Raw genomic sequence first — 14281 nt, forward strand, 5'->3', positions numbered from 1 at the left:
GACTGTCGCTTGCGGCGGATCGATGACGCTCGCTCACAAGGAGCTTTCGATGAGCACCGATCCATTCACCCTTGATATGTTTGGTAGCAGCGCTTTGTCATCAGGACTTGGTCTTGGCGTCACGGCGTTCGGCGGTTTTGCCGCCAACGACGACGAGCCCGACCCGACCCCACCCTCTCCTGCGCGGGCTCTGCCGGCGACCAACCGGCCGGTCCAGCGAAAGCAGGGGCAGCGCGCCAACTTCTATCTCGACGATGGCGACCGCGATCTCGCCGCGACCTGGAAGGAGCGAGCACGCATCAATGTCGCGGCCATCCTCACCGCAAACGAAATCGAGAGGCAAAATCTGCCGGCGACTCCGGCCGCCCAGGCGAGGCTGATCCGCTTCACCGGTTTCGGCGCCGGCGAGCTGGCAAACGGCATGTTCCGGCGGCCTGGGGAAACCGACTTCCGCACAGGTTGGGATGATCTCGGCAACTCGCTGGAAACAGTGGTCAGCGAGGGCGAATACGCGTCGCTCGCCCGTTGCACCCAATATGCACACTTCACCCCTGAATTCGTCATTCGGGCAATCTGGATGGGCATTCATCGTCTCGGCTGGCGCGGCGGCCGAGTGTTGGAGCCCGGGATCGGAACAGGCCTGTTTCCGGCGCTGATGCCGAAACAGTATCGCGAACTGAGCTACGTCACCGGCATCGAGCTCGATCCCGTCACGGCCCGCATCGCGAAACTGCTGCAGCCGAAGGCGCGTATCATCAACGGCGATTTCGCGCGCACGGACCTTAATGCGATCTACGATCTTGCCATCGGCAACCCGCCCTTCTCCGATCGCACGGTTCGTTCCGACCGGCAATATCGTTCGCTAGGCCTTCGGCTGCACGATTACTTCATCGCCCGATCGATCGATCTCCTGAAACCGGGCGCCCTGGCCGCTTTCGTCACCAGCGCCGGCACCATGGACAAGGCCGATCGTACTGCCCGCGAACACATTGCCAAGTCCGCAGACCTGATCGCCGCGATCCGATTGCCCGAAGGCAGTTTTCGGCGCGACGCCGGTACCGACGTCGTGGTCGACATTCTTTTCTTCCGCAAGCGCAAAGCAGGCGAGCCGGAAGGCGACGTTTCGTGGCTCGACCTGGAGGACGTCCGGCCGGCTGTCGAGGACGAGGGGGTGATCCGCGTGAACCGATGGTTCGCCCAACATCAGGAGTTCGTGCTCGGCGATCATGCCCTGACTTCCGGCCCGTGCGGGGAGACCTATACGTGCCGGCCACGCGCCGTTGAGGAGCTCGACGCGGCGCTGACGGCAGCCGTCGCGCTTCTTCCCGAAGGCCTTTATAACGGCGAGCCGACCGCCATCGACATCGATCTGGAGGATGAGCTTGCCGAGATCGTCGATCTGCGTCCGGACAATGCCAAGGTGCGCGAAGGCAGCTATTTTGTCGACATCAGACATGGCCTCATGCAGGTCGTCGACGGCGAGCCGGTTCCGGTTCACGTGCGCAAGGCCCGCAGCGGCGAGGGAATCTCGGAAAAGCACGTCCGGATCATTCGCAAACTGATCCCGATCCGCGATGCCGTGCGCGAGGTTCTGAAAGCCCAGGAACTGGACCGTCCGTGGCGCGATCTGCAGGTGCGGCTGCGCATCGCCTGGTCGAGCTTCGTGCGTGATTTCGGCCCGATCAACCACACCACGGTTACGATCGTCGAGGATGAGACGACGGGCGAGGCTCGTGAAACCCATCGCCAGCCCAACCTGCAGCCGTTCCGCGACGATCCTGACTGCTGGCTGGTTGCCTCCATCGAGGACTACGATCTCGAAACCGACACGGCGAGGCCTGGAGCGATTTTTTCCGAACGCGTCATTGCGCCCCCTGCCCCACCGGTCATCACCTCGGCCGCCGATGCCTTGGCCGTCGTCCTCAACGAGCGCGGTCGTGTCGACCTCGACCACATCGCCGAACTCCTGCATCGCGACATCGACGCCGTTCGCGACGAGCTCGGCGATACGATCTTTCGCGACCCCGCCGACGGCTCCTGGCAGACCGCGGACGCCTATCTCTCCGGCGCCGTGCGCACGAAACTCGCCGTCGCAAAAGCCGCGGCCGAGTTGGACCCCGCCTATGAGCGCAATGTCCGGGGGCTTGAGGCAGTACAGCCCGCCGATCTACGCCCCTCGGACATCACCGCTCGACTGGGTGCTCCCTGGATTCCGGCGGCCGATATCGTCGACTTCGTGCAGCAGACTATGGGCGCCGAGATCAGGATCCACCACATGCCGGAGCTCGGCTCTTGGACGGTTGAGGCGCGGCAGCTCGGATGGACAGCGGCCGGCACATCGGAATGGGGCACCGATCGCCGCCACGCCGGCGAGCTGCTTGCCGATGCGCTGAACAGCCGGGTGCCGCAGATCTTCGACATCTTCAAGGATGCGGATGGTGAGCGCCGGGTGCTGAACGTCGTCGATACCGAAGCCGCCCGCGACAAGCTGCAGAAAATCAAGCAAGCCTTCCAGAACTGGGTCTGGACCGATCCCGATCGTACCGACCGGCTGGCGCGGGTCTATAACGACCGCTTCAACAACATCGCGCCCAGGCGCTTCGACGGCTCCCACCTCCAACTCCCCGGCGCCTCTGGCGCCTTTATTCTTTATGGGCACCAGAAGCGTGGCATCTGGCGCATCATCTCGTCGGGAACGACCTATCTCGCGCACGCCGTCGGCGCCGGTAAGACGATGACCATGGCGGCTGCTATCATGGAACAGCGCCGCCTCGGACTGATCGCCAAGGCGATGCTGGTGGTGCCCGGCCATTGCCTGGCGCAGGCGGCGCGCGAATTCCTGGCGCTCTATCCCAACGCCCGCATTCTCGTCGCTGATGAGACCAACTTCACCAAGGACAAGCGCGTTCGCTTCCTCTCCCGCGCCGCAACCGCGACCTGGGATGCTATCATCATCACGCACTCGGCATTTCGGTTCATCGCCGTGCCATCGGCCTTCGAGCAACAGATGATTCAGGACGAGCTGGAGCTCTATGAGGATCTGCTGACCAAGGTCGACAGCGAGGATCGGGTTTCGCGCAAGCGGCTGGAGCGGCTCAAGGAAGGTCTGAAGGAACGGCTGGAGGCGTTGTCGACCCGCAAGGACGATCTGCTGACGATCTCTGAAATCGGCGTGGACCAGATCATCGTCGATGAGGCGCAGGAATTCCGCAAGCTTTCCTTCGCCACCAACATGTCGACGTTGAAAGGCATCGATCCGAACGGCTCGCAGCGTGCCTGGGACCTCTACGTCAAGTCCCGTTTCATCGAGACGAAGAACCCCGGCCGGGCCTTGGTTCTCGCCTCCGGCACGCCGATCACCAATACGCTTGGCGAAATGTTCTCGGTGCAACGGCTGCTCGGTCACGCCGCACTGGCCGAACGCGGCCTGCACGAATTCGACGCCTGGGCCTCGACCTTCGGTGACACCACGACGGAATTGGAAATCCAGCCGTCCGGCAAATACAAGCCCGTCAGCCGCTTTGCCTCCTTCGTCAACGTGCCGGAACTGATCGCCATGTTCCGGTCTTTCGCTGACGTGGTGATGCCCGAGGATCTGCGCGATTACGTCAAGGTGCCTATTATCTCCACCGGCCGGCGGCAAATTCTCACCGCCAAGCCGACGCAGGCTTTCAAGAACTACCAGACCATCCTCGACGCCCGTATCAAGGCGATCGAGATGCGCGAAGGGCCGGCGCAGCCCGGCGATGACATTCTGCTCTCCGTCATCACCGATGGGCGCCATGCCGCCATTGACCTCCGCCTGGTCGATCCCGACAGCGAGAACGAGCCGGAAAACAAGCTCAACCTGCTGGTCCAGAACGCCTTCCGTATTTGGCAGGAGACGTCACAACGGACCTATTTGCGGCCGGACGGCAAGCAGTTCGATCTGCCCGGGGCGGCGCAGATGATCTTTTCCGATCTCGGCACCATCAATGTCGAGAAGACGAGAGGCTTTTCCGCCTATCGATGGATCCGCGACGAACTCGTCCGGATGGGCGTTCCGCCCTCCGAAATCGCCTTCATGCAGGATTACAAGAAGAGCGAGGCGAAACAGCGTCTGTTCGCCGACGTGCGCGCTGGCAAGGTCCGCTTCCTCATCGGCTCTTCCGAAACCATGGGGACCGGCGTCAACGCCCAGCTTCGCCTCAAGGCGCTGCATCATCTGGACGTTCCCTGGCTGCCCTCGCAGATCGAACAGCGCGAGGGCCGGATCGTCCGCCAGGGCAATCAGCATGACGAGGTCGATATCTTCGCCTATGCCACCCAGGGCTCGCTCGACGCTGCTATGTGGCAGAACAACGAGCGCAAGGCCCGCTTCATTGCCGCGGCACTTTCAGGCGATACTTCGATTCGCCGCTTGGAAGACCTCGGCGAAGGAGCCGCCAACCAGTTCGCCATGGCCAAGGCGATCGCGAGCGGTGACGAACGGCTAATGCAGAAGGCGGGGCTCGAGGCCGACATTGCCCGGCTCGAACGGTTGCGCGCCGCTCATGATGACGATCAGTATGCCGTGCGCCGGCAGATCCGTGATGCCGAGCGCGACATCGAGGTTTCGATCCGGCGTATCGGCGAGATTGCCAGGGACATCGAACAGCTCATTCCGACTGCTGGCGATGCCTTCGTGATGGTGGTCAAGGGCGAGACCTATGAGGAGCGTAAGCTTGCCGGCCGGGCGCTGATGAAGGAAATCCTGACCCTCGTCCAGCTTCAACAGGAGGGTGATGTCGCCATTGCTTCGATCGGCGGCTTCGATGTGATCTATTCCGGCGAGCGGTTCGGTAAGGGTGACGGCTATCACTACGCCACCCTCCTCCAGCGTACCGGCGCCACCCAGGAGGTCGATCTTGCCGTCACCGTGACGCCGATCGGCGCGATCTCGCGGCTGGAGCACGCGCTTGCAGGCTTTGATGATGAACAGGCGCGGTATCGGCATCGACTGCATGAAGCCGAGCGGCGTCTTGGCGCCTATCGCTCGCGCGAAGGCGGCGTATTCGCATTTGCAGATGAGCTTACCGACAAGCGCCGGCAGCTTCGAGACGTTGAGGAGGAATTGGCGACTACGGCGCGCGAGGAAGCGGCCGTCAGGCCAGAGGCAGCTTGACCATCGGCCGATTGCGGTCTTTTGGATGCGGTGCAGCATGTGCATAACTGCATTGCACAATAAATGACTTCCGTCTGCTCAAATAATGTTCATACTGCACGCAGCTGATGCACATGGCGGCCTCTCCTCCCAGTGCCGCCGCAGCAGCTGTTCCCCTCTGGAGGTTTATTGACCTTCACACTTCAAGGGCCGCGGTTTCCGCTGGCCCATTTTTTTATTTTCCATCTTATCAAAATCGACGTCCAGTCGCGTGCAAGCCGCCGCTTCTGCCGCCGACACGAGAAGGAAGCAAGGGAGAAAGGAAGGAAGGAAGGAAGGAAGGAAGGAAGGAAGGAAGAGGAACCGTCGCAGAGCAGTTCGCCGGTCGCCGCTTCCGCTCAACCGCCGCCTCCGCATCCCGGCCACTCGCCTTCGCAGGGCTGTCAGCCCCGCTCGTCCTTCGCGGCAGCAATGCTCGGCCGCAGTTGCACCCGGCCGCCCGCTCCGCGGTCCGGGAGATGTCTTCGGAAAAATGAAGACGCGAGAAGGACAGGCAGAAGGGCCGTGTCCAAATCCCCGAGAAGGAGCATCCCATGCAACTCATGAAGGTCGATCCGCGTGCGCTGAAGGACAACCCCGACAACACGCGTCAGTCGAAGTCGACGCCGCAGGCCGACGCCTTGCTTCTGGCGACCATCAAGGCTGTAGGCGTTATCCAGCCGCCCGTCATTTTCCCGGAAGCCGGTGGCAACGGCTACGTCATTGAAGCGGGTCACCGGCGCACACGCATGGCGGTCGCCGCCGGTCTCGAGGAAATCGACGTGATCGTCGTCGAGGCGGCCAACGACAATGGCGCCATGCGCTCGATGATCGAGAACATCGCGCGTGAGCCGTTGAACCCCGTCGACCAATGGCGCGGCATCGAGCGGCTGGTCGCGCTTGGTTGGACCGAGGAGGCGATCGCCGTAGCGCTTGCCCTCCCCGTCCGCCAGATCCGCAAGCTCCGTCTGCTCGCCAACGTTCTGCCTTCGATGCTCGACCAGATGGCGAAGGGAGACATGCCGAACGAGCAGCAGCTGAGGACGATCGCCGCTGCCTCGTCCGAGGAGCAGAAAGAGGTCTGGAAAGCCCACAAGCCGAAGAAGGGCGATACGGCAGCCTGGTGGCAGATCGCCAACGGGCTGTCGAAAACCCGCATGTACGCTCGCGATGCAAGCTTCGGCGATGATCTTCGCCTGGCCTACGGTATCGAGTGGTCCGAGGACCTGTTCGGCCCGGCCGATCAGGACAATCGCTACACCACAAATGTCGAGGCGTTCCTCGGCGCCCAGCAGGAGTGGATGGCAAGCAACCTGCCGAAGAAGGGTGCGATCGTCGAGGTCAACAATTGGGGCCAGCCGGACCTGCCGAAGAAGGCTGAACGCGTCTACGGCAAGCCAGGCAAAGGCGATTGCACCGCAATGTACCTCGATCGCGAGGGCAAGGTGCAGAGCGTTCACTACCGGATGCCGGAGGTCAGGAAGTCCGCCGGCCAGACCGGCACCGCGGCCGATGGGACGGAGGAGGCCAGCGACGAGGCGGCGGTCGCCGGAAAGACAAGGCCCGACGTCACGCAGAAGGGCTTTGACATGATCGGTGATTTCCGGACCGATGCGCTGCATGAGGCGCTGGCCCGCGCGCCGATCGAGGACGACATGTTGATGGCTCTCCTGGTCATGGCCTTTGCCGGCACCAATGTCCGGGTCGATTCCGGCGCCAACGACACCATGTTCGGACTGAGGCGGTTCCAACGTCATGCCGCGCGCATCTATTCCGCCGATGGCAGGCTGTCGGTCGATATGGACAGCGTGCGTGTCGCCGCCCGTTCGGTCCTCATCGACGTGCTTTCTTGCCGCCGTGGTATGTCGAACAGCGGCGTCGTCTCGAGGATCGCCGGCGAGGCGATCGGCGCCGAAGGCTTCCTACCGAATATGGGAACAGAGGACTTCCTTCTGTGCCTGTCGCGCCAGGCCCTGGAGACTGCGGCAAAGGAGGCCAACCTCCAGCCCCGGGCGCGGGTCCGCGAAACCCGCGCAGCCCTCGTCGACCACTTCACATCGACTGAGGCAACCTTCGTCCATCCGGCGGCGCTGTTTGCGCCTGACCCGAAGGACATCGCCGATCTCCTGAAACATCGCGATTGCTTCGACGAGGAGAATGCCCCGGTCGAAGAGGCGATGGGCGATATCGGCGGCGATGCGCAGCCGGACGCTCGCAACGACGCCGACGCTTCAGACGCACAGGATCTGGATCACGGGGATCCTGACGCTGATGCGGTGACGACAAATGATGACCCCTCCAGCGACGAGGAAACCGCCTACGCGATCGCGGCGGAATAGCAGACCCTCTTCTCCGCATGATCCTCCGCCGCCGGCCGCCCCGGCGGCGGTTTCGTTTCCACCACCATCAAAACTCAAAGGAGGATGCGCAAATGTCCGCGTCTCTGATCTATGACCTCGCCCCTGTTGGTTCCATCGTCGCCTGGTCGGATGGCACTCCCCGACCGCCCGAGCGTTTCAGCAAGAAGCTCGCCGCCTGGAAGACCCGGAACAGTCAGGGCCGGCTGGTCCGCAAGGAGGGCGAGCGCAGCCTCGGCGCCACGAGCCTGTCGCCCAATTTTACGCTTCACGAGGGCGATCTCGGCGCAAGTGGCGTGATCGCCATCCGCATCCACCGCACCTTCTCGCTCGAGAGCACGCTGACATTCAAAGTGATCGAGCGGCCGCCGCTCGGATCGGTTCGCGTTTTCGATCGCGCCGGCGCCAATGCCGAGCTCGTGCATCTCGCCGTTGATCGGCACGCGGCCGAGGAATGGCTCACCCAGCACGGCTATCCTCATGCCGTTCTCGACGAGGTGACTGAGGATGAGATTGCTGCCGATCACATGGAAGGGAGGGCTGCGGCATGAACCCGGCACACACGCCCCAAATTGAGGCCTCCACCCCTGAAGATTTAGGGGTGGAATTCGCCAGAGCCGCCGACGACATGGCTGTCGCGCGGATCGGCGATCTCGTCTTCGCAATGGTTCCTGCCGGTGGCGGGCAATATTTGCTCGCCAGTGCATGGCGCGTGTCGCGGCCGCTTGCCGCGCTGAAGCGCGATGATTTCTATTCCCACCATGGCGCGGTCGCCGACGAAGCGGCGTTTCGCGACCGTATGATCGAACAGGCGGAACACAGCCGCGAGTTGGGGTTGCTTTCCCGACAGAGCGTGCGAATGACCTGCAGCACGCCTTGGGGTGCGTCGCAGAGCCCACCGTCTACGCCGACGGCATCGTCTCCCACACAACGGCTGGCCATGGCGGCTTCCAACTCTCCTCTGCTCGCAACGCCAGGGTCCATCCGATGCTGAGGGCAGACGGCGGCTGGTACGAGGAGGATGCCGCGTGGGCGGTCGTCGCCCTGACCTTTCCGGACCTGTTCACGGCCTACGAACGCAAGTGCTCGGACAAGACGATCCGCGACAGTTGGCCGGATGTCTGGGAGGCGATCTCCGGTCGCCCCCTTGCACCCGGCGAGTGCTACGAGAAGGATGCCCGAGCCTTCGCGCGGCAGCACGCTGGCGACTGGATCGTCATCTCGGCGCTACGGTCAGACCATAACGCCGGCATGACCGAGGTGATCGCCACGATCGGCGGCAAGCGCGGCGAGCGCGTGAAAGAGCGTCGCTTCCTGGTGCCGAGCGATGAGTATGCAATCGGTCGCTTCGGCTTTGTCATCGATGAGGCGAGGCATGCCGTCTATGACGGACCCTCCAGCTTCGCAGTTTGGCGTGGGAGGGCGTCGTAATGGCCAGTTCCGAACGACAGGCCGGCTCGCTTGCCAGAATGGAAGCGGCGCGGCGAAAGACACAGCACCAGCTCGCTCTCATCGAGCGGCAGATTACGCGCCGCATGACAGCGCTCATTCCGCAGCTTGGCCGACGTCAGGCTGGCTTTCGCCGGGGCAAGCCGCCGGAGCCGGGCGCCTTCCTCGAACGCTACCGCGCGAACCTGGCAGCTCTGACGGCCGAGCGCCAGCCCGAGCTCGACGCGCTTACCCGAAAACTTGCCCGGCAGGACGCGGCAATCACGGCATTTCGGGTGCGAGTAGAATCCGATCCACCCGTCGCAACCGCCCGGAGAGCGTCGCCATGAGCACGATCGGAGAACTGGAGCGAAAAGCCGGTATCGGCACATCGCCAGCCGAGAGAACCGCATTCTGGCGCCAGTTCCATCACCTCGAGGGCGAAGCCTGCGTCAACGCGGGGGTTGCGGAACTCAGGCGCCTGATCGCGGCCAGGGAAGCAGTGTCCGAGGCCTCGCCAAAGACGCGTGTTGCCCGTTTTCGCCATGAAGTAATGCCGCCCCTGACGGCGGATCAGCAAGCGGCGCTTCAGGCTTATGCCGCCAAGCATGGCCGCCGCTGGAAATCGATCCTCAGCAATGCGTGGATGGGCGGTCCGCCGCATGATGACGGCGGTCTGCTGCGGGGCCTTCGCAACTCGCACGGTCCGAGCTGGCTGCAATCCTACCGGTTGCCCAAGCCGCCCGAGCGGTAGGCGAGCATTCACGCCCGCGTGGGGAAGACGGAGTTTGCGGGGGAGCCTCCAGTTTCGTTTCGAGGACGTCGTCTCCCTCTCCACGCCGGCTTGCCCTTCGGTTTTGCTGCGGTCTGAACCGGCGGCCGTGCGCTTCAAGGCCGCTGTCGCGCCGCGGTGCGGCCGGACCCCGCCGTCCTTCTCGGAGCAGGCTCGCGTGCTCCGTCGAGGGCAGCTTGCCCTCTTCGCACGCAAACCGGCTCCGCTCGTCCAGGTGGGGCCGGACCCTGAAGCGCCCGTCTTTCCGCCGGTTCGGGCTGACCGCACCGAAGGGCAAGCCGGCATGGGCCGCAGCCGCTTCGGACGACCTCGAAAGGAAACGACCATGGCCAAGCCCGCATCCTCTCCTCGCCAATCCCCACGCGTCGTGCAACTTCGCAAGGGCGCCACCGTCGAAATGGTCCGGCTCACCTGCCCCGACGCCAGCCAGGCGCTGAAGATCGCCGAGAGTTTCGGGACCGCCGTCATCGACAGCGACGGCATCCGCGACCTGCATGAGCGCCTAATCATCGAGACAGCCGATGCGCTCTGCGATGGCCTTGGCGACAAGGCCATGCAGATCCACCTGCAGCGGATCGTCGGCGCCTATGTCGGTTCTGCCCATGGCGCCGGCCAGTTCTACAGCCGCGCCGTCACCGAAGCGCGCGATGCCACGGCCAAGGCCGCGAACGATGCCCGTGACGAGGACCTCGACGGCCCCGTCGGCTATGACAGCGCCGCCCAGCGTAAGCGGGAGTTTGCCGCCGACATGGGCATACAGGCCCATTCGCTCAGAATGGCAGCCGAAGGTGCCGTCGCTGCCTATGCCCAGGTCATCGGCGAGACCTGGAAGCCTTTCGACCGGCCGGTCGAGCAGCCGGGCACGTCGCTCAGCCGCAAGGCGGCCGAAGCGCAAATCTCAGCCTTCGATTAGATAGCTCGGGCGGGGCTCCGCCCGGCTTTTCAGTCGACACAAGAACGGCCGGTTCCATGGCGGGACCGGCTTTTTTCGTGTCGCGGAGGCGGAAACGAGCAACATGAAATGAAGCCGATGGCGCGCGCAGCGCAGCCCGTTCCGTTCGTCGGGTGTGCAGGAGCCGCCGGCGGACGCAACGGCCTTGCCGTCCTCCACTTTGTTGCGGCCGTTCCGGTGCATCCGCCGACTGACCTGCTCCTGCCTTCGACCCTCCGCAACGGGCCGCGACGGGCGCGGCCTCAAAACGGAGGTTTTGATATGAGCAGGACAGAAAATCAGAGGGGCGATCTTTATACCCGCATCACCGACAAGATCATCGAAGATCTTGCGAAGGGCGTGCGGCCCTGGATGAAACCATGGAATGCGGCGAACGCGGCAGGCCGCATTACCCGGCCGCTGCGTTACAACGGGCAACCCTATTCTGGCGTCAACGTACTGCTTTTATGGTCGGAGGGCATCGCACGGGGTTATACGTCATCCACATGGATGACGTTCAAGCAGTCCCTTGAACTGGGCGCCGCGGTGCGCAAAGGCGAGACCGGCACGACCGTCGTCTTCGCCAGCCGGTTCACCAAGTCCGAAACCGACGGGAACGGCGGCGAAGTCGAGCGGGAAATCCCCTTCCTGAAGGCGTATAGCGTGTTCAACATCGAGCAGATCGACGGACTTCCCGACCACTACAATCATCAGCGGCCCGCACCGGTTCCAGATCCGGTCCAGCGCATCGAGCATGCCGATTGGTTCTTCCGCAACACCGGCGCTTCCATTCGCCAAGGCGGCAACCAGGCCTTCTTCTCGCCGGCCGCCGACCTCATTCAGATGCCGCTGTTCGAGAGCTTCAAGGACGCTGCAAGCTACTATGCAACCCTCAGTCACGAGGTCACCCATTGGACCGCGCCGGACCACCGTGTCGGTCGCGACCTCAGCCGCTACGCCAAGGACAAGAGCGAGCGTGCGCGCGAGGAATTGATTGCCGAGCTCGGCAGTTGCTTCCTTTGCGCCGACCTCGGCATTGTTCCCGAACTCGACCCACGACCCGATCACGCGTCCTATCTTGACTCCTGGCTCAAGGTCCTGACCGACGACAGACGGGCGATCTTCCAGGCGGCAGCGCATGCGCAACGGGCCGTAACGTTCCTGCATTCGCTGCAGCCCGACTCAGCCGACGAGCGCCTTGCTGCGTAACGACTTGTCAGCGCCGGTCGTTGGTCTCGCCAGCGACCGGCAACTCTCGGTCGTCAGCCGCGGTGGGCGCGTCACGATCAGTTGCAAGGTCCAGTTTGCCCCAGATCGAGGTTTTCCGGTCAATCGGCTTGAGCTTCCGGGACGGCTTGATTTCGACGATAAACGGTTTTGTCTGCTGACGCATAAATCCTCCCGGCGACGAATCGTAAGGCGCGACGATAGCGCGGAGGATGGGCAATGCAACGCCCTACGCTCGGGGGTTCAGCGAGGCTTGGGTCTGGCATGTGGACAGGACAGCGGAGCGATGGTTGTAACGGTCGGACGGGCATTCGTGGATTGGCAGCCATTGCCATATCCCTTCGACTACTGCACCAGGCCACGACCTTCGCGGGCTCGATGAGGCATGTCTGATCGAAGACCGGCTTCACCTCGATCGTCTTCCCGCAACGGCCTTGCGAAACTTTCTTCCCCTGAGCGCGATGCGCTCATTCCTCGCGAAGCAACAAAGCTTCTCCTGGCCGCCCTCCATTTCATTCCGGCCTTTCAGGTGCGGTCCGATCGTCCCCGATCCTTGCGACAGCCATCGAGGCCGCGATGGGCGCGGCCCGAAACAGCAAAGGAATACGACAATGGCAACCATCGGCACCTTCACCACCTCCGAAACCGGCTTCAACGGCTCGATCCGCACGCTCGCCCTCAACGTCAAGGCCCGCATCGCCCGCATCGAAAACCCCTCCGACAAGGGCCCGCACTTCCGCATCTACGCAGGCAATGTCGAGCTGGGCGCGGCCTGGCAGAAGCGCTCGGAGCAGGACCGCGACTACCTCTCGGTCAAGCTCGACGATCCGAGCTTCCCCGCCCCGATCTACGCAACGCTCACCGAGGTCGATGGCGAGGACGGCTACCAGCTGATCTGGTCCCGCCCCAACCGGGACTGAGACCCGGACAAGGCCCCGCCGAAAGGCGGGGTCAAAACCGGTGACAGAGACAAGCCTGCGGCAGGCATCGAGCCTGCCGCCGGCTTTTTCGGTGCGATACGGAGAGGGACAATTGTCTGCTCAGATCGGGGTATCGTGTCGGGAGAAAATGTCGGCGTCGAAGGACGCGCGGTTCCCCCCAATTTTGCCTCCGCTTCGTACCTGCGCTCCAACAAAATCGGCTCCCCCACGCGCCGGCTCCGCCGGTCGCTGCCGCGCTCCTTGACCCCGTCATCTCCTCCCGCCCCGCGGTCTCGTCTTTCACGAACTCAAGGAGATTAGACGATGACGATCGAACAGCACATCGAAGAACTGCGGGCTGAACTGAGGAACGCCTGCGATGCCGCCGAGCGCCGCCAGATCGAGGCCGAGCTTGAACTCGCCCAGGCTGATCTGGCCGTGACGCTTGCCGAACAGGAGGGTGCGATCATGGCCGAACCGCCTTTTTGAGGCGGCTCTTTCTACGGCACGTGTGCCGGTTTGCCGGATTGACCGGCTTATCGGCTGTCGGGGGTTTCACCCCTCGACACTCCCGCCGGCTCCCGCCGGATACGGTCGCGGCCCCTTCTGGCCCGCGGGTCTCTTCTCTCTCTGACGTCCCATTTTACTCCAGCAAATCCGGCGTCAAGAACGGCGCGGTCTCCCCCAATTTTTCCGTCGCTGCGCTACCCGAAAAATCGGCTCCCCCGCTTGCAAGTCGCGTTCCGCGCTCCTTGACCCCTCTTTGCCACGGAGTGGCCGATCTCCGTCATCAAGATGAAGGAGATCACATCATGACCACGGATCAGAACCTTATGCTCCACACGAAGCTTTCCGGTTTCCGGCTCGTCGTGCTTGCAAACCGCTTCGGCTGCGATACCACGTTTTCACGAGCGCTTCATGACCGCCTGATCGAAGGGCTCGATGCGGCTCACGCTCGCCTCCGCACCATCATGGCATTGGAACGGAGCGTTCTTGCCGGCGACGACGACTATGCCGCCTATCGGCTCACAGGCGAGAACGAGATGTTCGAGCGTTTCACCATCAACTTGCAGGATGAGCTCGAGATCGATTTCGACACGCACGAATACCGCATCAACGGTGGCGGTTGGACCAATGCTTTGTCGGCGGATTGCGACGGCGTCGATATCGATTATCCAAGGCTGGTCGCGATGTGCGAGACCGAACTGGGTTCCTTGGCAGCGATCGTCAGGGATATCCGCCAGGAAACAGGCATCGTCATTCATGCGGCCCGTGTCGTCTACACAACGTACGAAAGCTCCTGAGGCGGCTTTTGCGATTTCCGCGGACGGCGAGAGCGGCTGCGTGAGGGCATTGGCAAGCTTTCGATCGCAGCGAGTGCGACCAGTTCAACGTCTCCTTGTCGACAAGCTGTCATCTCTCATCGGGGATATTGCAGCCCGTCCGTCCGGCCGCAACCTGGCG

Annotated in this window: 11 protein-coding genes and 1 pseudogene; 11 read left to right on the plus strand and 1 reads right to left on the minus strand. The window is 63.2% G+C overall.

Translation table 11 applies throughout. The annotated features are described in order from the left end of the window. Positions 1-49: 49 nt before the first annotated feature. From PH552_RS21995 to PH552_RS22030, 8 genes and pseudogenes are all read left to right on the plus strand, one after another. Positions 50-5143 carry a DEAD/DEAH box helicase family protein gene (locus tag PH552_RS21995; RefSeq protein ID WP_285166290.1) on the plus strand — a complete coding sequence of 1698 codons (5094 nt, stop codon included), beginning with the start codon at positions 50-52 and terminating at the stop codon, positions 5141-5143. Between the two features lie 572 nt (positions 5144-5715). After that, positions 5716-7500, plus strand: coding sequence for a ParB/RepB/Spo0J family partition protein (locus tag PH552_RS22000; RefSeq protein WP_179613319.1), 1785 nt, complete (start codon positions 5716-5718; stop codon positions 7498-7500). A gap of 92 nt (positions 7501-7592) precedes the next feature. Beyond that, positions 7593-8069, plus strand: coding sequence for a hypothetical protein (locus PH552_RS22005; protein WP_015341932.1), 477 nt, complete (start codon positions 7593-7595; stop codon positions 8067-8069). Next, a pseudogene (locus PH552_RS22010) lies at positions 8066-8949 on the plus strand (DUF7007 domain-containing protein). Before PH552_RS22005 ends, PH552_RS22010 begins: the two are co-directional and overlap by 4 nt. Beyond that, positions 8949-9296 carry a hypothetical protein gene (locus tag PH552_RS22015; RefSeq protein WP_245425019.1) on the plus strand — a complete coding sequence of 116 codons (348 nt, stop codon included), beginning with the start codon at positions 8949-8951 and terminating at the stop codon, positions 9294-9296. Before PH552_RS22010 ends, PH552_RS22015 begins: the two are co-directional and overlap by 1 nt. Further along, entirely contained in the window at positions 9293-9700 is a 408-nt protein-coding gene (locus PH552_RS22020; RefSeq protein WP_028753475.1) for a hypothetical protein, read from the plus strand. Before PH552_RS22015 ends, PH552_RS22020 begins: the two co-directional genes overlap by 4 nt. Positions 9701-10064: 364 nt before the next feature. Continuing rightward, positions 10065-10652, plus strand: coding sequence for a hypothetical protein (locus PH552_RS33775; RefSeq protein WP_179613318.1), 588 nt, complete (start codon positions 10065-10067; stop codon positions 10650-10652). Between the two features lie 300 nt (positions 10653-10952). Further along, positions 10953-11879, plus strand: coding sequence for an ArdC family protein (locus PH552_RS22030; RefSeq protein ID WP_179613317.1), 927 nt, complete (start codon positions 10953-10955; stop codon positions 11877-11879). A 7-nt stretch (positions 11880-11886) separates the two neighbouring features. Here the strand turns inward: PH552_RS22030 and PH552_RS22035 are convergent, their stop codons facing one another. Next, positions 11887-12063 carry a hypothetical protein gene (locus PH552_RS22035; protein ID WP_179613316.1) on the minus strand — a complete coding sequence of 59 codons (177 nt, stop codon included), beginning with the start codon at positions 12061-12063 and terminating at the stop codon, positions 11887-11889. Between the two features lie 445 nt (positions 12064-12508). On the opposite strand from PH552_RS22035, the gene PH552_RS22040 reads away from it, so the two are divergent. From PH552_RS22040 to PH552_RS22050, 3 genes are all read left to right on the plus strand, one after another. Continuing rightward, positions 12509-12817: a DUF736 domain-containing protein gene (locus PH552_RS22040; protein ID WP_179613315.1), complete on the plus strand. Its 309-nt coding sequence runs from the start codon at positions 12509-12511 to the stop codon at positions 12815-12817. A gap of 324 nt (positions 12818-13141) precedes the next feature. Further along, the gene (locus PH552_RS22045) at positions 13142-13306 is read left to right on the plus strand and encodes a hypothetical protein (protein WP_179613314.1); all 165 of its coding nucleotides are present in this window, start codon (positions 13142-13144) and stop codon (positions 13304-13306) included. Between the two features lie 323 nt (positions 13307-13629). After that, positions 13630-14121 carry a hypothetical protein gene (locus PH552_RS22050; RefSeq protein WP_179613313.1) on the plus strand — a complete coding sequence of 164 codons (492 nt, stop codon included), beginning with the start codon at positions 13630-13632 and terminating at the stop codon, positions 14119-14121. Positions 14122-14281: the final 160 nt, after the last annotated feature.

Origin of the sequence: Rhizobium aureum, from assembly GCF_030182495.1 — a bacterium.
Taxonomy (GTDB): domain Bacteria; phylum Pseudomonadota; class Alphaproteobacteria; order Rhizobiales; family Rhizobiaceae; genus Rhizobium; species Rhizobium tropici_C.